Source organism: Pseudactinotalea suaedae (assembly GCF_009733815.1).
Classification (GTDB): domain Bacteria; phylum Actinomycetota; class Actinomycetes; order Actinomycetales; family Beutenbergiaceae; genus Pseudactinotalea; species Pseudactinotalea suaedae.
In genome coordinates this window covers 198,992-219,568 of sequence record NZ_WNXY01000007.1, presented here as the reverse complement: position 1 = coordinate 219,568, position 20,577 = coordinate 198,992, and the positions used below count along the sequence as shown (strand labels likewise).

Sequence of the window (20,577 nt, the reverse complement as noted above, 5' to 3'; positions counted from 1 at the left end):
GGCGATGGTGCGGCTGATCGCCGATCGCACAGCCGTCAGGGTGCCCGCGACCAGCGCGAACCTCGGCCCGGGGTTCGACGCCTTCGGGCTGGCGCTCGCGCTCCACGACGTCGTCGAGGTGCGCGCGGTGACCGGAGCGAGCTCGGTCCACGTGCAGGGCGAGGGCGCCGGTGAGGTGCCCGACGGCGAGGACCACCTCGTGATCCGCGCCATCCGCGCCGGGCTGGAGTACGTCGGGGCCCCGCAGGCCGGTCTCGAGCTGCGCTGCACGAACGCGATCCCGCACGGTCGCGGGCTGGGTTCGAGCGCGGCGGCCGTGGTCGCCGGGCTCGTCGCCGCCCGCGCCCTCGTCAGCGAGCCCGAGGCGCTCGACGACACCTCGATCCTGGGACTGGCGACCGACTTCGAGGGCCATCCCGACAACGCCGCCCCGGCCCTGCTCGGCGCCGCCACGATCGCCTGGATCGACCACGAGGGTCCGCGTGCGGTCCGGCTGCCCGTGCTCGAGGCGATCTCGGCGACCGTGCTGGTCCCGCAGCTGCGGCTGTCGACGTCCAAGGCCCGCTCGACCCTGCCCGGCCACGTCCCGCACCGCGACGCCGCAGCCAACGCCGGCCGCTCCGGGCTGCTGACGCTGGCGCTGACCCAGCGGCCCGACCTGCTGCTCGCCGCCACCGAGGACCGGCTGCACCAGGCGTACCGCGCGAGCGTCATGCCCGAGTCGATCGCGCTGGTGGAGCGGCTGCGCGAGCGCGGGCACGCGGCGGTCGTCTCCGGTGCCGGGCCGAGCGTGCTCGTGCTGCACGGCGTCGAGGGCGACGGCAGGGACGAGATCGGCGCGATCGCCGGGCCGACGTGGCGGAGCTCGCGGCTCGCGGTCGGCCGGGGCGTCGAGATCACCGGCTGAGCCGGTCGGCCCCGTCCATCTCGTCGATCCTGCTCACGCCGGCGCCGGCGTCAGCGGCTCGGGTGGTGTCTCCGCCTCGAGGCGCGCGGCCATCTCCCGCAGGAACGTCACGACCGCGTGCCGGGACTCCGGGGGCACCCCGGCGGCGACCTCCCGCATCCACGCGTGCATCCGGGTGAGCCGGTCCCTGACCTCGCGGTGCGCGTGGTCGGTCGCCACGATGACGACGGACCGGCGGTCGTGGGGGTTCGGTCGTCGGGTCAGATGACCGGACTCGACCAGGCGATCGAGCAGCTTGGTCGTGGACGCGGTCGAGATCCGCAGGTGCGCCGTGAGGTCGCGGGGGGTGACCGCCACCCCGGCGCGCTCGGCCGCGATCACGTGCTGGATCGCCTGCAGGTCGGTGACGTTCATCCCCATCTCGGCGCTGAGCCGCCGGCGCAGCTCCTGGTCGGCGCGACGGAACGCACGCAGCGCCGACAGGATCTCGGTGACAGGGTCGTCGTCCCCGTACCAGTAGCCCTGCGACGCCGCCTCGACGTGCTGCTCCGGGTTCACATGCCAGATGTTACCTTAGGCTAGTAACTAGCCTAACTAGTGATTGGACCAGCAGTGGCTCAGGTCACCGACGAGGTCGTGCTGCTCGACGCGAGCGCCCGTCCGATCGGAACGCACAGCCGTGCGACCGTGCACGGCGCGGACACGCCGCTGCACCTCGCGTTCTCGTGCTATCTCCTCGACGCGCAGGGCAGGTTGCTCCTCACGCGGAGGGCGATGAGCAAGCGCGCGTGGCCCGGCGTGTGGACCAACTCCTTCTGCGGCCACCCGCGCCCGGGGGAGTCGGTGCCGGAGGCGGTCGGCCGGCATGCCGCCCACGAGCTGGGGGTGAGCGTGAGCGACATCCGCGAGGTGCTTCCCGACTTCCGCTACCGCGCGGTCGACCCCTCCGGCGTCGTCGAGAACGAGGTCTGCCCCGTGCTGACCGCCGTCACGAGCCAGCCCGTGCGCGCCAACGCCGACGAGGTCATGGACCTGCGCTGGGTCGAACCGCAGGAGCTCGGCGCCCTCGTGGCCGTGGCACCCTGGGTGCTCAGTCCGTGGGCGGTCGCCCAGGTGCACGAGCTCGCGGCACTGGAGGAGGGCTTTCCCGACGCTCTTGACGTGGCGAGGAGGCTGGTGAGATGAGCGCGGCCGATGCTGCACTGAACGGGGTCCTGGCTGCCGGGCACGAACGCGCCGTGGCGCTCGGACCCGGGTACGAGCGGCTGTGGAGCGCGCTGGTCGAGGCCTGCGCCGGTGGCCGGCGCTTTCGTCCGGCGCTTGTGGAGCGCACCCATGAGGCGCTCGGCGGGAAGCTGACCGAGCCGGTCGCCCAGGTCGGGGCTGCCGTGGAGCTGCTGCACACGGCCTTCGTCGTCCACGACGACGTCATCGACGGCGACCACGTCCGCCGCGGTCGCCCGAACGTGTCCGGGACGTTCGCCGCGCACGCCGCAGCGGCGGGGACCGACGCCGAGCGCACCCGCACCTACGCCGACACCGCCGGGATCCTGGCCGGGGACCTCGCGCTGGTCGCCGCCGTCCGGACCGTCGCCTCGTGCGGGGCGCCCGCACCCGTCGTCGAGCGGCTGCTGGACCTGCTCGAGGCGACCGTGCACGTGACCGCGGCCGGCGAGCTCGCCGACGTCGAGCTCGGGCTCGGGCTGGCGGACGACCCGTTGCCGCTGGGCGACGTGATCACCGTGGGCGAGCACAAGACGGCGGTCTACTCCTTCCAGCTCCCCCTCCAGGCCGGCGCGCTGCTGGCGGGCGCGGACGACGACGTCGTCGCGGCCCTGCGGGAGGCCGGCCGCCTGGTCGGCATCGGTTTCCAGCTCGTCGACGACCTCAAGGGCGTGTTCGGCGACCCGGCCGTCACGGGCAAGGTCGGCCCCGGCGACCTGCGCGAAGGCAAGTACACCGCGCTCGTCGCCCACGCACGTTCCACCTCCGCCTGGCCCAGCCTCACCACCTTCGTGGGCGATCGGCACCTCGACGACGCCGGGGTGACCCGAGCGCGTGAGCTGCTCACCACCTGCGGCTCGCGTGCCTTCGTGGAGGCGCTCGCCGGCGACTACCTGAGCGCGGCGCTGCGCCGCGCGTCCGAGGCCGGCCTGCCCGGGCGGCTGGTCAGCTGGTTCGACGTGCTGGTGCAGGAGATCTCTGCCGACCTCGAGGCCACGGCCGGCCGGGTGACCGCCGCGGTCGGTGGCGCCGGCGTGGGGGTGCGCGCGTGAGCGCTGGGCTCGGCCCTGACCGCCGGCGCGGGCGCGGCCACCGCTGCGGCGCCGGCGAGCTCGGCTCGTGACCGCCTCCCGCCGGGGTGCAGCCTCCTACGACCAGGTGGCGCAGGCGAGCGCCGCCGCCGTCATCGAGGGCTACTCCACCTCCTTCGGATGGGCGACGCGGCTGCTCCACCCGCCGGTGCGGACCCACGTGCGCAACATCTACGCGCTCGTGCGGGTGGCCGACGAGATCGTCGACGACCCGGAGCCCGCACTGTCGGTCGAGCTGCGCGCGGAGGTGCTGGACGGCCTCGAGTCCGAGGTCGCACGCGCCGTGCGCACCGGTCGCAGTGCCAACCTCGTCGTCCACGCCTTCGCCCTCACCGCGCGCCGGTACGGCATCGAGGCGGACCTGATCGAGCCCTTCTTCGCCGCGATGCGCGCCGACCTGACCGAGAGCGAGCACGACCAGGCCAGCCTCGAGACCTACGTCCACGGCTCCGCGGAGGTCGTGGGTCTGATGTGCCTGCGGGTGTTCGTGGGCGGCGACGAGACCGCGTACCAGCGCCTCGCCCCCGGTGCCGCGCGGCTCGGTGCCGCGTTCCAGAAGGTGAACTTTCTGCGCGACCTTGCGGCCGACCACGACACCTTGGGCCGCAGCTACCTGCCCGGTATCGATCTCGCGCACATCACCGACGCCCAGCGAGACGCCGTGCTCGACGACCTCGACGCCGATCTCGAGGCCGCCCACCGAGTCATCGGCGAGCTGCCCCCGAGCAGCAGGACGGCGGTCCGCGCCGCGCACGACCTCTTCGCGGCCCTGTCCCGGCGGCTCCGGCAGACACCGGCGGCGCAGCTGCGCACGACGCGGGTGCGCGTCGGCGACCTCGAGAAGGCACGCATCGTGCTACGGGCGGTTCTCGGGGGCCGCTCATGACCGCTCGGCAGCGCTCCGCCGTCGTCATCGGGGGAGGGGTGGCCGGGCTCGCCTCGGCTGCGCTGATGGCGCGGGACGGCTACGACGTCACGCTGCTGGAGCGGCAGGCCGACCTCGGCGGTCGTGCCGGCTCGTGGACCCACGAGGGGTTTCGTTTCGACACCGGCCCGTCGTGGTTCCTCATGCCCGAGGTGTTCGACCACTTCTTCGCCCTGCTGGGCACCTCCACGGTCGAGCAGCTCGAGATGGAGCTGCTCGACCCCGGCTACCGGGTCTTCTTCGAGGGTCGGGACCGGCCGGTCGACGTCGCTGCGGCACGGGAGGAGAACGTGGCGCTGTTCGAGTCGCTGCAACCCGGCGCGGGTGCCGCGCTGGAGACCTACCTCGACTCCGCCCGACGCACCTACGACGTGGCGGTGCGCCGCTTCCTCTACACGACGTTCGCCTCGCCGGGTTTCGCGCTGTCCCGCGACGTGCTGGGCAACGTCCACCGGCTCGTCCCGCAGCTGCTGCGCTCGTTGGAGTCCTTCGTGGCGGCACGGTTCACCGATCCCCGGATCCGGCAGATCCTGGGGTATCCCGCGGTCTTCCTCGGGTCCTCTCCGGATCAGGCACCGAGCATGTACCACCTCATGAGCGCGCTGGACCTCGACGACGGGGTCCTGTACCCGCAGGGTGGCTTCACGCGACTGGTGGACGTGCTCGCCGACCTGGCCCGCCGGCAGGGCGTGCGCGTGCGCGTGTCCAGCACCGTGTCCCAGATCCGCACGGTCCCGGTGACCGGCCGGGGTTCTCGACGGCGAGCCCGGGCCACCGGGGTGCGCTATCTCGACGCCGACGGGATCGAGCAGGACCTGGACGCCGACGTCGTCGTGGCGGCCGCCGACCTGCACCACACCGAGACCCGGCTGCTGCCGCGCGAGCTGCAGACCTATCCTCAGGAGTGGTGGGACCGGCGCACCAGCGGTCCCGGCGCGGTCCTGGTGCTCCTCGGCGTGCAAGGCGAGCTGCCGCAGCTGCAGCACCACTCGCTCTTCTTCGCGCGGGACTGGCGGGAGAACTTCGGCGCCATCGCGCAGGGCCGCGTCCCCGACCCGGCGTCGATCTACGTGTGCCGACCGTCCGCGACCGACCCGTCGGTGGCGCCCGCCGGTCACGAGAACCTGTTCGTTCTCGTCCCCGGTCCTGCCGACCCCGGGCTCGGACGGGGCGGGCAGGACGGTACGGGAGCCGCCGCCGTCGAGGCCGTCGCCGATGCCGCGATCGACCAGATCGCTCGCTGGGCCGGCATCGGGGACCTGGCGGACCGGGTCGTCGTGCGCCGCACGATCGGTCCCGCGGACTTCGCCGAGGACCTGAACGCGTGGCGAGGCGGCATGCTCGGGCCTGCTCACACGCTGGCGCAGAGCGCGATGTTCCGCGCGGGCAACGTCTCCCGCCGCGTGGCCGGGCTGTACTACGCCGGGTCGAGCACCATCCCCGGGATCGGGTTGCCCATGTGCCTCATCAGCGCCGAGCTCCTGCTCAAGCGGCTGCGCGGGGATCGTTCCGCCGGACCCTCGGCGGTGCCGCTGTGACCGCGTTCTTCTACCTCGGGGCCCTGCTGGTGTCGCTGGCGGGGATGGTGGTGCTGGACCTGCGTTACCGCCTGGTGCTGTGGCGGGACCCGCGCCGCGCGCTCCTGGTGCTGGCCGCCGGGATCGCGTTCTTCTTGATCTGGGACGTCGCCGCGATCGCCTCGGGCCACTACCGCGCGGGTCAGAGCGAGGCGATGACCGGCATCATGCTGGCGCCGGAGCTGCCGCTGGAGGAGCTCGTCTTCATCACGTTCCTGTGCTACCTGACGCTCGTCCTGCACGGCCTGGTCATGAACGCCCTGCGGCACCGGAGGTCGCGATGAGCTACCTCGCGCTCGGGTCGGTGTTCCTGATCCCGCCGGTGCTGGTCGCCCTGGTGGCCGCGCTGCTGCGCCGACCGCGCCGGTCCTGGTGGACCGCGACGGCGATCACCGCCCTGGTCCTCGTGGCGTTGACGGTCGTGTTCGACAGCATCATGATCGCCGTCGACCTGTTCCGGTTCGACGAGGACGCGCTCACCGGCGTCCGGCTGGTGCTGGCCCCTGTCGAGGACCTCGCGTGGCCGCTGGCCGCCGCGCTGCTGCTGCCGGCGCTGTGGCAGCTGCTCGGCAAGGACGAGAGCGGGTCCCGGACATGAGCGCCGCACCCTCGGCGGTTGGCCAGCTGGTGGGCTCCTCACGACCGCTCAGCTGGGTCAACACCGCATACCCGTTCGCCGCGGCCTACCTGATGGCCGGCGGCGGGCTGTCGCTCGAGCTGGTGCTGGGCACCCTGTACTTCCTCGTCCCCTACAACCTCCTGATGTACGGGATCAACGACGTCTTCGACTACGAGTCCGACCTGCGCAACCCGCGCAAGGGCGGCGTCGAGGGGGTGATCCTCGATCGGCGCTGGCACCGGCTGACGGTGATCGCCGCGGTCGTCACCAACGTGCCGTTCCTGGTCGCGCTGCTGGTCCTGGGCTCCTGGTCCTCGACGGCGGTCCTCGCCGTGGTGGTGCTGGCCGTGGTCGCGTACTCGGCGCCCGGGCTGCGGTTCAAGGAGCGCCCGGTGCTGGACTCGATGACCTCGAGCACCCACTTCGTCGGCCCGGCCGTGTTCGGCCTCGCACTCGCCGACGGCCCGGTGACCCGCACGGCCGTGGTCGTGCTCGTCGCGTTCTTCCTCTGGGGGATGGCCTCGCAGGCGTTCGGCGCGGTGCAGGACATCCTGGCGGACCGCGAGGCGGGGATCGCGTCGGTGGCGACCTGGTTGGGCGCCGCGCGCACCGTGCGCGGGACGATCGTGGCGTACGCCGCCGCCGGGGCTGTGATGCTGCTGGCGCCGTGGCCGGCGTCGCTCGCGGGCCTGCTGGCGCTGCCCTACCTCGTCAGCGTCTGGCCCTTCCGGTCGCTGCCGGACGACCGGTGCGAGGAGGCCAACCGCGGCTGGCGCCGGTTCCTGCGGTTGAACATGCTCACCGGGTTCCTCGTCACGCTGCTGCTCATCTGGATCGCGAGAGGAGGCTGAGGATGCGCGAGCGATCATCCGACCAGGCGACCGTGCTCGGCGACCAGGCGCGGCACGCGCTTCACGTCGAGGGGCCGCCGTGGGCGCGCCGCACCGCCGACGTCGCGAGCGGGCTCGCGATCCTCAGCCTGCTCGCCGGGCTCTGGTTCGGACCGGTGGCGATCGCCCTGGTGGCGCTGGTGCTGCTCGGCGTCGTGGTGGTGCGGCTGGCTCCGCTGCCGGGGCAGCTGCAGGCCCTGACGCTGTGCTCGCTGGTGGGGTCGGCGTGGGCGGCGCTGCTCGGCGGCTACCAGCAGATCCCGTGGCTGGACGTCGTGGCGCACACCGTGATCACCGGCATGCTCGCCGCGGTCGCGACCACGCTGCTGACGGGTCCGCCGCTGCGACCGCACGGGGCGGGTCGCGCGCTCGACCGCAGCGTCGACGTCGTGCTCGTCACCACCGGCCTGGGATCGTTGCTCGCCGTCATCTGGGAGATCGCCGAGTGGGTGGGGCACGTCTACGTCGACCCGGCTGTCTTCGTCAGCTACGACGACACGATCGGTGACCTCGCCGCCGGCCTGCTCGGTTCGGTGCTCGCGGGTCTGCTCCTCGCACGGTTCGTCCGCACGCGCACCCGAGGGCCGGGCCGATGACGGTCAGCGTGGTGATCCCGGTGCGCGACGACGCCGACCAGCTCGCCGGCTGCCTGGCGGCGCTCGCCCGGCAGAGCGTGCTCCCGGCGGAGGTGGTCGTCGTGGACAACGCCTCGACCGACGGCTCGGCGGCTGTGGCCGCCGAGCACGGCGCACGGGTGGTCGTGGAGCCGGCGGTCGGCATCGCGCCGGCCGCAGCCACCGGCTACGACGCTGCGCGGAGCACGATCATCGCGCGCCTCGACGCCGACTCGCGCCCGCCGGCCGATTGGGTCGAGCAGATCGTCGGCGCGATGGATCGACACCCCGACGTCGGTGCCGTCACGGGGAACGGCGAGTTCCACGACCTCGCGCCCGGGCTGGGCGCGGTGGTGGCACGTGCCTACCTCGGCGCCTACTACCTGCTCGGGCACGCAGCGGCGGCGAACCACGTGCTGTGGGGCTCGAGCATGGCCATGCGCCGCGAGGTGTGGTGGCAGGTCCGCGACCGCGTGCACCGGTCCGACCCCGACATCCACGACGACCTCGACCTGTCGTTGGCGCTGGGTGCCGTGCGCGTGCTGCGGATGCCCTCGCTGGTCGTCGGTGTCTCCGCACGGTCGGTCCGAGGTGCCGCCCAGATGCGGCGGCGATTCCGCCGCGCCTTCCGCACGCTGCGGCTCGGCTGGGAGCACGCACCGCCCTGGGAGCGCTGGGCCGCACGCCTGGGCCTCGGGGCGCGTGGTCGCGCGAGGCTCGAGCAGCGTTGAGCCGCGCCGGCTCCGGCCTCGCCCGTGGGATCTCGCCGTGATCGCGGCTGGTAGTCTCGGGCTGCCGACAAGTCGTGCAGGTGTGTTCGCACCGAGGCCGCTGTCGTCTGCACATCCGATTCTCTTGCACATCGTGACGCGTAGCCGCGTCCGCCCCGACCCCCTCGAAGGACCGTCGTGACCGACACCACCGAGTCCGTAGCGCCCGGTAAGTCCGCGTCGCTGTCCGATCTGCGCATGCCCGAGCTGCAGGCGCTCGCCGGGCGTCTGAGCATCAGCGGGATCTCGAAGATGCGCAAGCCGCAGCTGGTCGAGGCGATCCGCGAGAAGCGCCGCACCAACGCGCAGCAGCCGCGCGCCGAGCAGCCGGGTCTGATCGAGGCGTCCCGCGAGGAGGCTCCGCGCCGGGAGCAGAACGGGACCCGCACCGAGGAGCCCGTGCGCCGCGAGCAGGCCGAGCAGTCCCAGCAGCCCGACCGCGCGGAGGCCCCGCAGGCGGAGCGGACGCAGCGCCGCGCCCGCCAGCAGCAGGCCGCGCCGGCCACGGGCACCGAGGAGGAGGCGCGCGAGCCGCGCTCGGGGCAGCAGCCTCGGCAGAGCCGTCAGCAGCGCAACCAGAGCAACCAGAACAACCAGGACAACCAGGGCGGCCAGCGCGGCGAGGCCAAGCAGCAGCGTGGCCAGCAGGACCGGCAGTCCGAGCAGCAGCGTGGCCAGCAGGACCGGCAGTCCGAGCAGCAGCGTGGCCAGCAGGACCGGCAGTCCGAGCAGCGGCGCGGTCAGCAGGACCGGCAGTCCGAGCAGCGGCGCGGCCAGCAGGACCGGCAGTCCGAGCAGGGCCAGCATGGGGACGAGTCCGAGCAGAAGATGGCCTCGCTCGACGAGATCATCCACTTCCCGGAGCCCACCGAGCGCAGCGCCCGCGAGGAGTCGCCCCGCGCGAGCCGCCGCGCCGGCCGGCAGCAGGGTGCGCCCGAGCAGAGCGGCAACGACGGCGGCGACGACGGCAGCGACGACGACGAGCGCTCAGGTCGGCGTCGTCGGGGTCGGGACCGCTACCGCGACCGGAAGCGGCGCACGCCCGGGCGCGAGGGCACCAGCTCCGAGGAGGACATCGAGATCCTCGAGGACGACGTCCTGATCCCGGTCGCCGGCATCCTCGACGTGCTCGAGAACTACGCCTTCGTCCGCACGAGCGGCTACCTGCCCGGCGCCAACGACGTCTACGTCTCGCTCGGCCAGGTGAAGAAGGCCGGTCTGCGGCGCGGTGACGCCGTCACGGGAGCCGTGCGTCAGCCCCGCGAGGGAGAGAGCCAGCGCCAGAAGTTCAACGCCCTGGTGCGGCTCGACTCGATCAACGGCGGGCCGCTCGAGGACGCGCTCACCCGGTCCGAGTTCGCCGACCTGACGCCGCTGCACCCGGACGAGCGGATCCGTCTCGAGACCAGCACCCGGGAGGTCACCGGCCGCGTCGTCGATCTCGTCTCCCCGTGGGGCAAGGGCCAGCGCGCGCTCGTGCTCACCCCGCCGAAGGCCGGCGCCACGACCACGCTGCAGGCGTTGGCCAACGCGATCACCACCAACCACCCCGAGGCCCACCTCATGGTCGTGCTCGTCGACGGCCGCCCCGAGGAGGTCACCGACTGGCAGCGCACCGTGGCCGGCGAGGTCATCGCCTCGCCGTTCGACCGACCGGCCGCCGACCACACGACCGTGGCCGAGCTCGCCGTCGAGCGGGCCAAGCGCCTGGTCGAGCTGGGGCAGGACGTGGTGATCCTGCTCGACTCGCTCACCCGGCTGGCGCGTGCCTACAACGTGACCGCCCCGCCGTCCGGCCGAGCCCTGTCCGGCGGTGTCGACGCCGGTGCGCTCTACCCGCCCAAGAAGCTCATGGGAGCGGCCCGCAACATCGAGAACGGCGGCTCGCTCACGATCGTGGCCACGGCCGCCGTCGAGACCGGATCGGCCACCGACGAGGTCATCCTCGAGGAGCTCGGCGGCACGGCGAGCTCCGAGCTCCGGCTCGTGCGGTCGCTCGCGGACCGCAGGATCTTCCCGGCCCTCGACCCGCTGGCCTCCGGCACCGCGCACGACGACAAGCTGCTCACGGCCGACGAGCTCGCCGCCGTGCGCAAGCTGCGTGGCGTGCTCGGTGGCCTGGAGCCGGAAGCGGCCCTCGAGATGCTGCTCGCCCGGATCCGGCAGAGCGGCTCGAACGCCGAGCTCCTGATCTCGGTCAGCCGGGCCGAGCCCGGTGAGCTCGCTTGAGCGCACCGCGATGACCGAGGAGTTCGCCGTCGTCGAGCCGATGCTCGCCGAGCACGCCGACATCGAGCGTCAGCTCGCCGACCCGGCGGTCCACGGCGACCAGGCGCGCGCCCGCTCGCTCGGGCGCCGCTACGCCGAGCTCGGGGGAGTCGTGGCGGCGTATCGCGCGTGGCGGGCGGCGTCGGAGGACGCGGAGGCCGCGCGCGAGCTCGCCGAGGTCGACGCGTCCTTCGCGGCCGAGCTGCCCGCGCTCGAGGCGCTCGCGGCCGAGGCGAGCGAGGCGCTGCGAGCCCGGCTGATCCCGCGCGACCCGGACGACGCCCGCGACGTCATCCTGCAGGTGAAGGCGGGGGAGGGCGGCGAGGAGTCCGCGCTGTTCGCCGGCGACCTGCTGCGCATGTACATGCGCTTCGCCGAGCGCCAGGGCTGGAGCACGCAGATCCTCGACGCGACCTCCTCCGACCTGGGCGGGTACAAGGACGTCTCGGTCGCGATCAAGTCCCGCGGTGCCGTGGACCCCTCCGAGGGGGTGTGGGCGCACCTGAAGTACGAGGGTGGCGTGCACCGGGTGCAACGGGTGCCGGTCACCGAGTCGCAGGGCCGGATCCACACCTCTGCCGCGGGCGTGCTCGTCCTTCCCGAGGCCGAGGAGACCGGGGAGATCGAGATCGACCCGAACGACCTGCGCATCGACGTCTTCCGGTCCTCCGGTCCCGGCGGCCAGAGCGTCAACACCACCGACTCCGCCGTGCGCCTGACCCACGAGCCCACCGGCATCGTGGTGTCGATGCAGAACGAGAAGAGCCAGCTGCAGAACCGCGAGGCTGCGATGCGCGTGCTGCGCGCCCGGCTGCTCGCGGCGCAGAAGGAGGAGGCGGACGCCGCGGCCGCCGAGCAGCGGCGCTCCCAGGTGCGCACGGTCGACCGCTCCGAGCGCATCCGCACCTACAACTACCCCGAGAACCGCATCGCGGATCACCGCACCGGCTACAAGTCGCACAACCTCGACCAGGTGCTCGACGGTGATCTCGGCCCGGTGATCGCCTCCGCGATCGCGATGGACGAGGCCGAGCGACTCAGCGTCGCCGAGGACTGATCGTGCCCGACGGCGCCCGGGATCCCGGGCTCTCGTTGCCGAGCATGCGGCAGCTGATCGACGGCGCGACGGCGGTCCTCGCCGAGGCCGGGGTCGCCTCGCCTCGTCACGACGCGCTCGAGCTCGCCGCGGCGGCTCTCGGGCTCGCGCCCACCGCTCGGCTGGAGCTCGCGCTCGCACCGCCGGTCACGACCGAGCTGATCGCGGCGATGACCCAGCTCGTCGAGCGCCGGCGCCGCCGCGAGCCGCTGCAGCAGATCCTCGGGTACGCGGTGTTCCGGTACGTGACGCTGCGGATGGCGCCGGGGGTGTTCGTGCCCCGGCCCGAGACCGAGGTGGTCGCCGGCGCGGCGATCGAGGAGGTGGCCCGGCTGGTTCGCGCGGGCGAGCCGCGGCCGCTGGTGGTCGACCTGTGCAGCGGATCGGGCGCGATCGCCGCCTCGGTGGCCCACGAGACCCCGGCGCGGGTGGTCGCCGTCGACGCCGCACCCGAGGCGGCACGGCTGACGCGGGCCAACCTCGACGCGGTCCGCGAGGAACCGTCCAGGGTCGAGGTGGGCGACGTGCGGGACCCCGGGTTGTTCCAGGTTCTCGCCGGGGAGGTCGCCGTTCTCGTCGCGAACCCGCCCTACATCCCGCCCGACGCCGTCCCGAACGACGTCGAGGTACGGGACCACGATCCCGACCTGGCGCTGTACGGAGGGGGACTGGACGGACTGACCCTGCCGGCCGCCGTCGTCGAGGCCGCCGTGCGGCTGCTGCGCCCGGGCGGGCTGCTGGTGATGGAGCACGCCGACACCCAGGGCGAGGGCACCCGGTCGCTCGCCGAGCGGACCGGCGCGTTCGTCGAGATCGCGACCGAGCGCGACCTCACCGGTCGGGACCGGTACCTGCGGGCTCGTCGCGTCTGACCGGCCGCCTCGTCGCCGATGCTCTCCGCCGGCGCCGGATCAGCGACCACGCCAGCCAGCCCAGTGCGATGCCGACCACGTCGGCGGCCAGATCGGCGACGTCACCCGATCGGCTGGGCAGCAGCGTGGCCTGCACCACCTCCGAGACCACCGCGTGTGCGGCGACCCCGACCACGAACGGTCGCGGCCTCACGCCGGCGAGCAGCCCGGTCAGCGTGACCAGCGCGAAGCTGCCGGCGTGCGCGAGCTTGTCGGCTCCCGGGAACAGCGCAGGTCCGGGTTGCGACGGCGCGTAGAGGCCCCACAGGTTCGCGAGGACCGCGAGACCGAACGCCACCCAGGCGATCACGGGCAGCACGACGCGGGGCCGCGGTCGGGCTACCGCCTCATCGGTGGACATCGCGCACGAGCCTACGACGAGCTGGGGCGTGCGGGCGTGGGAGGATCGCGGTCGTGACTGCGTTGCGTGACTGCACCGACCCGGCCACCTGGTGGCCTCACGTCGACGAGGCGACGAAGGCGCTCGCCGTCGGTGGCCTGGTGGTTCTGCCTACCGACACCGTCTACGGCATCGCCGCGGACGCCTTCAAGCCCGAGGCCGTCCAGGCGTTGCTGGACGCCAAGGGTCGCGGTCGCCAGATGCCGCCGCCGGTGCTGATCGGCGACGTGCGCACGATGGACGGTCTCGCCGACGACATCCCTGATCAGGTCCGCGAGATGGTCACGGCGCACTGGCCGGGCCCGCTCACGGTGATCCTGCACGCCCAGCCCTCGCTGCAGTGGGACCTGGGGGAGACCAACGGCACGGTCGCGCTGCGGATGCCGGACCACGAGCTCGCGCTCGCGGTGCTGCGCCGCACCGGGCCGCTCGCGGTCTCGAGCGCCAACACCACCGGCTCGCCCGCGGCCACGACGGCGGCCGAGGCCGCCTCGATGCTCGGTGAATCCGTGCGCGTCTATCTCGACGGCGGGACCTCACCCGGGGGAGTGGCCTCCACGATCGTGGACGCCACCGGCCCGGAGCTGCGGATCGTTCGCGAGGGCGCGCTCAGCGCCGCGGACCTCGGGATCAAGGAGCCCGCTCCCGCGGAGGAACCTGCCGCGGTGGAGGAGGAGACTGCGACGGCGGCGGCGTCCGTCCCCGAGGAGGAGGCCGCTCCCGAGGAGGACTCCGCTCCCGAGGAGGCCACGCCCGCCGAGGAAGCCACGCCCGCCGAGGAGACCGAGCCCGAGGTCAGACCCGAGCCGGCCGAGGCGCCCGCCGCCGACACGGACGCCGCCGCGCAGGGCGCCGGCGAGCAGCCGGAGCCCGTCGTCGCCGCTGAGCCGGTCGCGGCGGCGAAGCCGACACCGGCGCGCAAGCCGCGGGCAGCGGCGAAGCCCAGGGCCACACCCCGGTCGAAGCCTGAGGCGGCCGCAGGCTCCGCGGACGCCGTGACGATCGCACCGCGCCGCGTGCGCAAGAAGGCCACGCCGGCCGGCGGGCAGCCGGCACCGTCCGACGCGCCGTCGACCGAGCCCCCTGAACCCACCGCGGAGACCCCCGCACCGTGAGGATCTACCTGCTGCTGATGGCGCTCGCCGCGGCGGTCACCTTCTTGGCGACGCCGCTGGCGCGGTTCCTCGCCCTGCGCACCAACGCGATCACGGCGGTGCGCGAGCGCGACGTGCACACCGTGCCCATCCCTCGGCTCGGGGGCGTGGCGATGCTGATCGGGTTCGCCGTGGCGCTCACCGTGGCGTCGCAGATGCCGTTCCTGCAGCCGTTGTTCGACGGGGCCGGCGGCCTGCCGCTGCCCTGGGCGATCCTGGTCTCGGCGACCGTGGTGTGCCTGCTCGGCGTGGCCGACGACATCTGGGATCTCGACTGGCTCACCAAGCTGGTGGGCCAGGTGCTCGCCGCGGGCTTCATGGCGTGGCAGGGCGTGCAGCTGATCCAGTTCCCGGTGTTCGGGCTGACGATCGGCAGCTCCCGGCTCTCGCTGATCGTCACGATCCTCGTGGTGGTGACCGCGATCAACGCCGTCAACTTCGTCGACGGGCTGGACGGGCTCGCCGCCGGCGTGATCGCGATCGGCGGCACCGCCTTCTTCGGCTACACCTACGTGCTCACGACCACCCAGAGCCCCGGTGACTACTCCAACATCGCGACGGCGGTGATGGCCTGCGTGGTCGGGGTGTGCCTGGGGTTCCTGCCGCACAACTTCTTCCCGGCCCGGATCTTCATGGGGGACTCGGGCGCGATGTTCCTCGGCCTGACGATGTCCGCGGCCTCGATCCTGGTCACCGGTCAGATCGACCCCGCGCGCATCGACGTCGGCACCGCGCTGCCGGCCTTCGTCGTGATCATCCTGCTGCCGCTCGCGGTGCTGATGCTGCCGCTGCTCGACATGGGCCTCGCGGTCGTGCGGCGGGTGCTGGCCGGCAAGTCACCGTTCCACCCCGACCGCATGCACCTGCACCACCGGTTGCTCGACTTCGGGCACAGCCACCGACGCGCGGTGCTGATCATGTACATCTGGACCGCCGTGCTCGCGTTCAGCGCGGCGGCGTTCGCGATCCCGAACGTCCCTGTCCCGGTGCTGGCCACCGGCATCGGCATCGGGCTCGCGCTCGCGATCTGGGCCACGCTGCGGCTGCCCCGGCAGCCGTTCCCCCGCCTCAACCGCTGACCGCCGCATCCCGGCGGTCGTGGGATCCTGGTGGCCATGTCGGGCCCCATGATGTTCAACGACCCGCCGGTGCGCACCGAGGCGATGCTCGCGCTGTTCCGGACGATCCAACGACGGCTGCTGCTGCTCACCGCGGGGGCCGCCGTGCTCGGCGTGCTCGTGGGTCTGCTGGTGGCTCAGACCCCGGGTGTGTGGGGTGCCCTGCTCGCCGCCGGTCTGGGTCTGGTGTTCACCTTCACGACCGTGGCCACGCTGCGGTTCCTCGTGGGCCGCGGGCCCGAGCTGCTCCAGATCGTGCTGATCGGCAGCTGGCTGATCAAGATGGCCCTCGTCGTGGTGCTGATGCTCTGGCTGCGCTCGCAGGACTTCTACGACCGCGGCGTGTTCTTCGTGACGCTCGCCGTCGTGGTGATCGGTGCCGTCGCCGTCGAGATCGGCACGATCGCCAACGCCCGGATCCCCACGGTCGAGCCCGGCCGGCCGCTGGCCGCGGACGTGAGCAGGGTCACACCGGAGCGTGATCCTGGCGCCCCTCAGCCGCCGGCGGACGAGGAACGGCGGAATCGCGCCGACGGCGAGACGATCGCGCGCTCGGGGGACCGTGCCGACCAGCCCGACGAACGGGCGTGACCCGGTCCGGAGCAACCGGACGGATCCGGTAGAGTCAGTGCCAGATCCCGCCCGCCGGAGCACGGTTCAACGCCGCTACGATTGACGTAGCCAAGCCGCAGATCACCTCGGTGGCGCTGGCCGCACAATCGTGCGGCGGGCGTCCGTGCCCACGACCCGCAGGAGTGCACGCTGTCCACGACCCTGAGCTCAGGCAGCCTTCTCGCCGAAGGCGCCTCCGCCGACGCACCGCACCTGCCCGGTGTCGGCGACTTCTTCCCGACCCCGTTCATCTGGGGCACGGCGGACGACTGGTGGGCGCTCGACCGCGTGATGCTGGTGCGGCTCGTCGTGATGGCGGCGATGATCCTGTTCCTGTGGCTGGCGGTCCGCAAGGCCAAGGTCGTTCCCGGCCGCCTGCAGGGCTTCCTCGAGATGGGCCTGGACTTCGTCCGGGTGCAGATCGTCGAGCAGACGCTGGGCAAGGAACGCGCGAAGCCGTTCGTCGGCATGTTCACGGTCATCTTCTTCACGATCCTGTTCATGAACCTCGCCGGGATCATCCCGTTCCTCAACGTCGCCGGTACCTCCCGCATCGGGATGCCGCTGGTGCTCGCGCTCTGGGTGTTCGTCACCTACCTCGTGGTCGGGGTCCGGCGTCACGGCGGCGGCACCTACTTCAAGGCCCAGCTGGTGCCGGCCGGCGTCCCGGGATGGATGCTGCCGATCATCGTCCCGATCGAGGCGCTCCAGCTGTTCGTGATCCGTCCGCTGACGCTCGCGCTGCGGCTCGTGGCCAACATGATGGCCGGCCACATCCTGCTGGTGCTCACCTTCGTCGGTACGCACACCCTGCTGTTCTACTCCGAGGCCGCGATGGTGCCGGTCGGTGCGCTGACCTTCGTCTCCGGCTTCGCCGCCACCCTCTTCGAGATCTTCGTCGCCGGGCTGCAGGCGTTCGTCTTCACCCTGCTCTCGGCCGTCTACCTGAACTTCTCGCTCGAAGAGTCGCACTGACCCCTCGCAGCACCCGCTTCTCATACGGTCCCGATGACGCTCAACCCGAGCGCCACCTAGGAAGGAAATACCAGTGGAGTCCGACTACATCATCAATGGCAGCCTCTCGGTCGTCGGGTACGGCCTCGCGGCCGTCGGCCCGGGCATCGGCCTCGGCATCATGATCGGCCAGACCCAGCAGGCGATCGCTCGCCAGCCCGAGGTCGCCGGTCGTCTCTTCACCAACATGATCATCGGCGCCGGCCTGATCGAGGTGCTGGCGCTGCTCGGCTTCGTCGGCGCGATCATTCTCTGACTCCGTTGGGCCACGACCTGGATACCTCGCCATGACCTCAGCACACGAGACGCCATCAGGCATCGACATCTTCATCCCGCCGTTCTACGACTGGTTCTGGTCGCTGATCATCGTCGGGATCCTCGCGCTGGTCTTCCTCAAGTTCGCGCTGCCCAAGATCAACGCGGTGCTCGATGAGCGCACCGCGAAGATCGAGGGCGGGATCGCCCTCGCTGAGAAGGTCCAGGCCGAGGCGGCCGATGCCAAGGCACAGACCGAGGCCGAGCTCGTCGAGGCCCGGAACGTCGCGGCCGGCATCAAGGACGAGGCGAGCTCCGATGGTGCCGCGATCGTGGCGGAGGCCAAGGCCAAGGCACAGGCCGAGGCCGCGCGCATCGTCGAGGCCGCTCACCGTCAGATCGAGGCCGAGCGCGCTTCCGCAGTCGTGTCGCTGCGCGAGGAGGTCGGCGGCCTGGCCACCGAGCTCGCCTCCCGGATCGTGGGCGAGTCCCTCGCCGACGACGCCCGGCAGTCTCGTGTGATCGATCGCTTCCTCGACGACCTCGACGCCGGCCTCGCCGGCAAGGCCGAGGCCACGGACAGCGCTCCGGCGTCCTCCGGCACGGAACCGGGTCAGGCCTGATGCGCGCGACCAGCCAGGCGAGCCTGCGCACCGCTACCACCTCGTGGGAGTCGGTGCTGCAGCAGGCAGGAGCTGACGCGGCGACCTACGGCGAGCAGCTGTTCGCCGTCGTCGACGCGCTGGACGGCTCCGCCGGGCTGCGCCGCGCACTCACCGAACCCACCCGGGACGGCGACGACAAGGCCGCGGTCGTGTCCCAGCTGCTCCAGGGCAAGGTCGACGACCGGGTCGTCGAGCTCGTCTCCGGCATGGTGCGCAGCCGCTGGTCGGCTGACGGCGACCTCGTGGACTCCCTCGAGGAGCTCGCCGTGATCTCCTACCTGGCCGCCGCCGACGCCAAGGGCGATCTGACCCAGGTCGAGGAGGACACATTCCGCCTCACGCGCGTGCTCGCCGACAACCGCGAGCTGCGGTTCGCGCTCGGCGACCGCGACGCCGGCGCCGAGCGCCGGGTGCAGCTGCTGAGCTCGGTGTTCGGCGGCAAGGTCAGCGCGGAGACGCTGGCCCTGGTCACCCGCGCGGTGCGGTCGCTGCGGTCGCGGACCCTGACCGCCGCACTGGCGCGCATCGGCGAGCTTGCCGCCCGCCGCCGCCGCCAGCTGGTCGCCGTGGTCACCGCGGCGTCCCCGCTGAGCCAGGCCCAGCAGGACCGGCTCGGCGCCTCGCTGGCCCAGGCGTACGGCCGCGACGTGCAGCTCAACATCGCGATCGACCCTGCGGTGACCGGCGGCTTCCGCATCCAGATCGGTGACGAGGTCGTCGACGCGACGATCGCCGCCCGTCTCGACCACGCTCGCCGCCGCCTCGCAGGCTGAGCGAGCCTGCGCACCACCCCATACCTTTGTGAAGCAGACGACAGAAAGAGCACCACGATGACCGAGCTGACGATCAAGCCGGACGAGATCCGCGCGGCGCTGGACAGCTTCGTGAGCTCCTACGAGCCGGCCGCAAGCGCTCGCGAGGAGGTCGGCACCGTCACCGTTGCTGCCGACGGCATCGCCTACGTCGAGGGCCTGCCCGGCACGATGGCGAACGAGCTCCTGACCTTCGAGGACGGCACCCTCGGCCTCGCGCAGAACCTCGACGTCCGTGAGATCGGCGTCGTGGTGCTCGGTGAGTTCGCGGGCATCGAGGAGGGCCAGCAGGTCCGCAGGACCGGCGAGGTGCTCTCGGTCGCCGTCGGTGAGGGTTACCTCGGCCGCGTCGTCGACCCGCTGGGCAACCCGATCGACGGGCTCGGCGAGATCGAGACCGAGGGCCGCCGCGCCCTCGAGCTCCAGGCAGCCGGCGTGATGCAGCGCAAGAGCGTGCACGAGCCGCTGCAGACCGGCCTCAAGTCGATCGACGCGATGATCCCGATCGGTCGCGGCCAGCGTCAGCTGATCATCGGCGACCGCCAGACCGGCAAGACCGCGATCGCGCTCGACACGATCATCAACCAGAAGGCCAACTGGGACAGCGGCGACCCCACCAAGCAGGTCCGCTGCATCTACGTCGCCATCGGCCAGAAGGGCTCCACGATCGCCTCGGTGCGTGGCGCGCTGGAGGATGCCGGAGCGCTGGAGTACACGACGATCGTCGCGGCCCCCGCCTCCGACCCGGCCGGCTTCAAGTACATCGCCCCCTACACCGGTTCGGCCATCGGCCAGCACTGGATGTACCAGGGCAAGCACGTCCTCATCATCTTCGACGACCTCAGCAAGCAGGCCGAGGCCTACCGCGCCGTGTCGCTGCTGCTGCGCCGCCCGCCGGGCCGCGAGGCCTACCCGGGTGACGTCTTCTACCTGCACTCCCGCCTGCTCGAGCGTTGCGCCAAGCTCTCCGACGACCTGGGCGCGGGCTCGATGACCGGGCTGCCGATCATCGAGACCAAGGCGAACGACGTGTCGGCCTACATCCCGACCAACGTCATCTCGATCACCGACGGTCAGATCTTCCTCCAGTCCGACCTGTTCAACGCGGGCCAGCGCCCCGCCGTCGACGTCGGCATCTCGGTCTCCCGCGTCGGTGGTGACGCCCAGATCAAGGCGATGAAGTCGGTCGCCGGAACGCTGAAGATCGACCTCGCGCAGTACCGCTCGCTCGAGGCGTTCGCGATGTTCGCCTCGGACCTCGACCCGGCCTCGCGCCAGCAGCTGACCCGAGGTGCGCGGCTGATGGAGCTGCTGAAGCAGCCCCAGTACTCGCCGTACCCCGCGGAGGAGCAGGTCGTCTCGATCTGGGCCGGCACCAACGGTCACTTCGACGAGGTCCCGCTCGATGACGTGCACCGCTTCGAGCAGGGTCTGCTCGACCACCTGCGCCGTCACTCCGACGTGCTGGGCTCGATCCGCGAGAGCGGCAGGCTCGAGGACGCGACGATCGAGCAGCTGGAGTCCGAGCTCGCCAGCTTCCGCTCGACGTTCCGCTCCAGCGACGGCCAGAGCCTGACCTCGGACGACGTCCCCGAGAACCCCGAGGACGTCGATATCGACCAGGAGCAGATCGTCAAGCAGAAGCGGGCCTGAGC

23 protein-coding genes are annotated in these 20,577 nt (G+C 72.3%); 21 read left to right on the top strand and 2 right to left on the bottom strand.

The window, feature by feature from the left end; translation table 11 throughout:
- Positions 1 to 7 precede the first annotated feature (7 nt).
- Positions 8 to 907, top strand: a complete 900-nt coding sequence (gene thrB, locus GPA04_RS12655) for a homoserine kinase (RefSeq protein ID WP_194238960.1) — start codon at positions 8 to 10, stop codon at positions 905 to 907.
- Between the two features lie 33 nt (positions 908 to 940).
- Here the strand turns inward: thrB and GPA04_RS12650 are convergent, their stop codons facing one another.
- Entirely contained in the window at positions 941 to 1,465 is a 525-nt protein-coding gene (locus GPA04_RS12650) for a MarR family winged helix-turn-helix transcriptional regulator (protein WP_170299362.1), read from the bottom strand.
- A 54-nt stretch (positions 1,466 to 1,519) separates the two neighbouring features.
- On the opposite strand from GPA04_RS12650, the gene idi reads away from it, so the two are divergent.
- From idi to GPA04_RS12590, 12 genes are all read left to right on the top strand, one after another.
- On the top strand, positions 1,520 to 2,092 hold the full coding sequence (gene idi, locus GPA04_RS12645) for an isopentenyl-diphosphate Delta-isomerase (protein ID WP_156224538.1): 573 nt from the start codon (positions 1,520 to 1,522) through the stop codon (positions 2,090 to 2,092).
- Positions 2,089 to 3,183 carry a polyprenyl synthetase family protein gene (locus GPA04_RS12640; RefSeq protein ID WP_156224537.1) on the top strand — a complete coding sequence of 365 codons (1,095 nt, stop codon included), beginning with the start codon at positions 2,089 to 2,091 and terminating at the stop codon, positions 3,181 to 3,183. The genes idi and GPA04_RS12640 overlap by 4 nt, the downstream gene beginning before the upstream one ends.
- A gap of 67 nt (positions 3,184 to 3,250) precedes the next feature.
- A complete protein-coding gene (locus tag GPA04_RS12635) occupies positions 3,251 to 4,108 on the top strand; it encodes a phytoene/squalene synthase family protein (RefSeq protein WP_156224536.1) in 858 nt (285 codons plus the stop codon).
- Entirely contained in the window at positions 4,105 to 5,685 is a 1,581-nt protein-coding gene (gene crtI / locus GPA04_RS12630; protein WP_156224535.1) for a phytoene desaturase family protein, read from the top strand. Before GPA04_RS12635 ends, crtI begins: the two co-directional genes overlap by 4 nt.
- On the top strand, positions 5,682 to 6,008 hold the full coding sequence (locus GPA04_RS12625) for a lycopene cyclase domain-containing protein (RefSeq protein ID WP_156224534.1): 327 nt from the start codon (positions 5,682 to 5,684) through the stop codon (positions 6,006 to 6,008). The genes crtI and GPA04_RS12625 overlap by 4 nt, the downstream gene beginning before the upstream one ends.
- The gene (locus tag GPA04_RS12620) at positions 6,005 to 6,322 is read left to right on the top strand and encodes a lycopene cyclase domain-containing protein (RefSeq protein WP_156224533.1); all 318 of its coding nucleotides are present in this window, start codon (positions 6,005 to 6,007) and stop codon (positions 6,320 to 6,322) included. The genes GPA04_RS12625 and GPA04_RS12620 overlap by 4 nt, the downstream gene beginning before the upstream one ends.
- Positions 6,319 to 7,194: a prenyltransferase gene (locus GPA04_RS12615; protein WP_156224532.1), complete on the top strand. Its 876-nt coding sequence runs from the start codon at positions 6,319 to 6,321 to the stop codon at positions 7,192 to 7,194. The genes GPA04_RS12620 and GPA04_RS12615 overlap by 4 nt, the downstream gene beginning before the upstream one ends.
- 2 nt (positions 7,195 to 7,196) lie before the next feature.
- Complete coding sequence (locus GPA04_RS12610; protein WP_156224531.1) at positions 7,197 to 7,829, top strand: DUF2238 domain-containing protein; 633 nt, start codon at positions 7,197 to 7,199, stop codon at positions 7,827 to 7,829.
- Positions 7,826 to 8,578 carry a glycosyltransferase family 2 protein gene (locus GPA04_RS12605; protein WP_156224530.1) on the top strand — a complete coding sequence of 251 codons (753 nt, stop codon included), beginning with the start codon at positions 7,826 to 7,828 and terminating at the stop codon, positions 8,576 to 8,578. The genes GPA04_RS12610 and GPA04_RS12605 overlap by 4 nt, the downstream gene beginning before the upstream one ends.
- A 177-nt stretch (positions 8,579 to 8,755) precedes the next feature.
- The gene (rho, locus tag GPA04_RS12600) at positions 8,756 to 10,846 is read left to right on the top strand and encodes a transcription termination factor Rho (protein WP_156224529.1); all 2,091 of its coding nucleotides are present in this window, start codon (positions 8,756 to 8,758) and stop codon (positions 10,844 to 10,846) included.
- A gap of 10 nt (positions 10,847 to 10,856) precedes the next feature.
- Positions 10,857 to 11,942, top strand: a complete 1,086-nt coding sequence (gene prfA / locus GPA04_RS12595) for a peptide chain release factor 1 (protein ID WP_156224661.1) — start codon at positions 10,857 to 10,859, stop codon at positions 11,940 to 11,942.
- A 2-nt stretch (positions 11,943 to 11,944) separates the two neighbouring features.
- Entirely contained in the window at positions 11,945 to 12,853 is a 909-nt protein-coding gene (locus GPA04_RS12590) for a N5-glutamine methyltransferase family protein (RefSeq protein WP_241680765.1), read from the top strand.
- On the opposite strand, the gene GPA04_RS12585 is transcribed toward GPA04_RS12590, so the two are convergent.
- Entirely contained in the window at positions 12,813 to 13,253 is a 441-nt protein-coding gene (locus GPA04_RS12585; protein ID WP_156224528.1) for a VanZ family protein, read from the bottom strand. The two genes, GPA04_RS12590 and GPA04_RS12585, sit on opposite strands and share 41 nt — an antisense overlap.
- Positions 13,254 to 13,306: 53 nt before the next feature.
- On the opposite strand from GPA04_RS12585, the gene GPA04_RS12580 reads away from it, so the two are divergent.
- From GPA04_RS12580 to atpA, 8 genes are all read left to right on the top strand, one after another.
- Positions 13,307 to 14,407 (top strand): L-threonylcarbamoyladenylate synthase, encoded by a 1,101-nt coding sequence (locus tag GPA04_RS12580; RefSeq protein ID WP_241680764.1) that lies wholly within the window; start codon positions 13,307 to 13,309, stop codon positions 14,405 to 14,407.
- Positions 14,404 to 15,525: an MraY family glycosyltransferase gene (locus GPA04_RS12575; RefSeq protein ID WP_156224527.1), complete on the top strand. Its 1,122-nt coding sequence runs from the start codon at positions 14,404 to 14,406 to the stop codon at positions 15,523 to 15,525. Before GPA04_RS12580 ends, GPA04_RS12575 begins: the two co-directional genes overlap by 4 nt.
- A gap of 36 nt (positions 15,526 to 15,561) precedes the next feature.
- Positions 15,562 to 16,155, top strand: a complete 594-nt coding sequence (locus GPA04_RS12570) for a Cg1360 family ATP-synthase-associated protein (RefSeq protein WP_156224526.1) — start codon at positions 15,562 to 15,564, stop codon at positions 16,153 to 16,155.
- A 312-nt stretch (positions 16,156 to 16,467) separates the two neighbouring features.
- The gene (gene atpB, locus GPA04_RS12565; protein WP_156224525.1) at positions 16,468 to 17,151 is read left to right on the top strand and encodes a F0F1 ATP synthase subunit A; all 684 of its coding nucleotides are present in this window, start codon (positions 16,468 to 16,470) and stop codon (positions 17,149 to 17,151) included.
- Positions 17,152 to 17,224: 73 nt separating this feature from the next.
- Positions 17,225 to 17,446: an ATP synthase F0 subunit C gene (atpE, locus tag GPA04_RS12560; RefSeq protein ID WP_277754303.1), complete on the top strand. Its 222-nt coding sequence runs from the start codon at positions 17,225 to 17,227 to the stop codon at positions 17,444 to 17,446.
- Between the two features lie 31 nt (positions 17,447 to 17,477).
- A complete protein-coding gene (locus GPA04_RS12555; RefSeq protein WP_156224524.1) occupies positions 17,478 to 18,068 on the top strand; it encodes a F0F1 ATP synthase subunit B in 591 nt (196 codons plus the stop codon).
- Entirely contained in the window at positions 18,068 to 18,883 is an 816-nt protein-coding gene (locus tag GPA04_RS12550; protein ID WP_156224523.1) for a F0F1 ATP synthase subunit delta, read from the top strand. Before GPA04_RS12555 ends, GPA04_RS12550 begins: the two co-directional genes overlap by 1 nt.
- A 57-nt stretch (positions 18,884 to 18,940) precedes the next feature.
- Complete coding sequence (atpA, locus tag GPA04_RS12545) at positions 18,941 to 20,575, top strand: F0F1 ATP synthase subunit alpha (protein WP_156224522.1); 1,635 nt, start codon at positions 18,941 to 18,943, stop codon at positions 20,573 to 20,575.
- Positions 20,576 to 20,577: the final 2 nt, after the last annotated feature.

Excerpts from the sequence above, each read along its gene's own strand:
- atpA (WP_156224522.1), top strand. The coding sequence starts at position 18,941 with ATGACCGAGCTGACGATCAAGCCGGACGAGATCCGCGCGGCGCTGGAC.
- GPA04_RS12640 (WP_156224537.1), top strand. The coding sequence starts at position 2,089 with ATGAGCGCGGCCGATGCTGCACTGAACGGGGTCCTGGCTGCCGGGCAC.
- prfA (WP_156224661.1), top strand. The coding sequence starts at position 10,857 with ATGACCGAGGAGTTCGCCGTCGTCGAGCCGATGCTCGCCGAGCACGCC.
- atpB (WP_156224525.1), top strand. The coding sequence starts at position 16,468 with ATGCTGGTGCGGCTCGTCGTGATGGCGGCGATGATCCTGTTCCTGTGG.
- GPA04_RS12550 (WP_156224523.1), top strand. The coding sequence starts at position 18,068 with ATGCGCGCGACCAGCCAGGCGAGCCTGCGCACCGCTACCACCTCGTGG.
- GPA04_RS12615 (WP_156224532.1), top strand. The coding sequence starts at position 6,319 with ATGAGCGCCGCACCCTCGGCGGTTGGCCAGCTGGTGGGCTCCTCACGA.
- GPA04_RS12620 (WP_156224533.1), top strand. The coding sequence starts at position 6,005 with ATGAGCTACCTCGCGCTCGGGTCGGTGTTCCTGATCCCGCCGGTGCTG.
- GPA04_RS12570 (WP_156224526.1), top strand. The coding sequence starts at position 15,562 with ATGTCGGGCCCCATGATGTTCAACGACCCGCCGGTGCGCACCGAGGCG.
- crtI (WP_156224535.1), top strand. The coding sequence starts at position 4,105 with ATGACCGCTCGGCAGCGCTCCGCCGTCGTCATCGGGGGAGGGGTGGCC.
- GPA04_RS12610 (WP_156224531.1), top strand. The coding sequence starts at position 7,197 with ATGCGCGAGCGATCATCCGACCAGGCGACCGTGCTCGGCGACCAGGCG.
- GPA04_RS12605 (WP_156224530.1), top strand. The coding sequence starts at position 7,826 with ATGACGGTCAGCGTGGTGATCCCGGTGCGCGACGACGCCGACCAGCTC.
- GPA04_RS12555 (WP_156224524.1), top strand. The coding sequence starts at position 17,478 with ATGACCTCAGCACACGAGACGCCATCAGGCATCGACATCTTCATCCCG.
- GPA04_RS12585 (WP_156224528.1), bottom strand. The coding sequence starts at position 13,253 with ATGTCCACCGATGAGGCGGTAGCCCGACCGCGGCCCCGCGTCGTGCTG.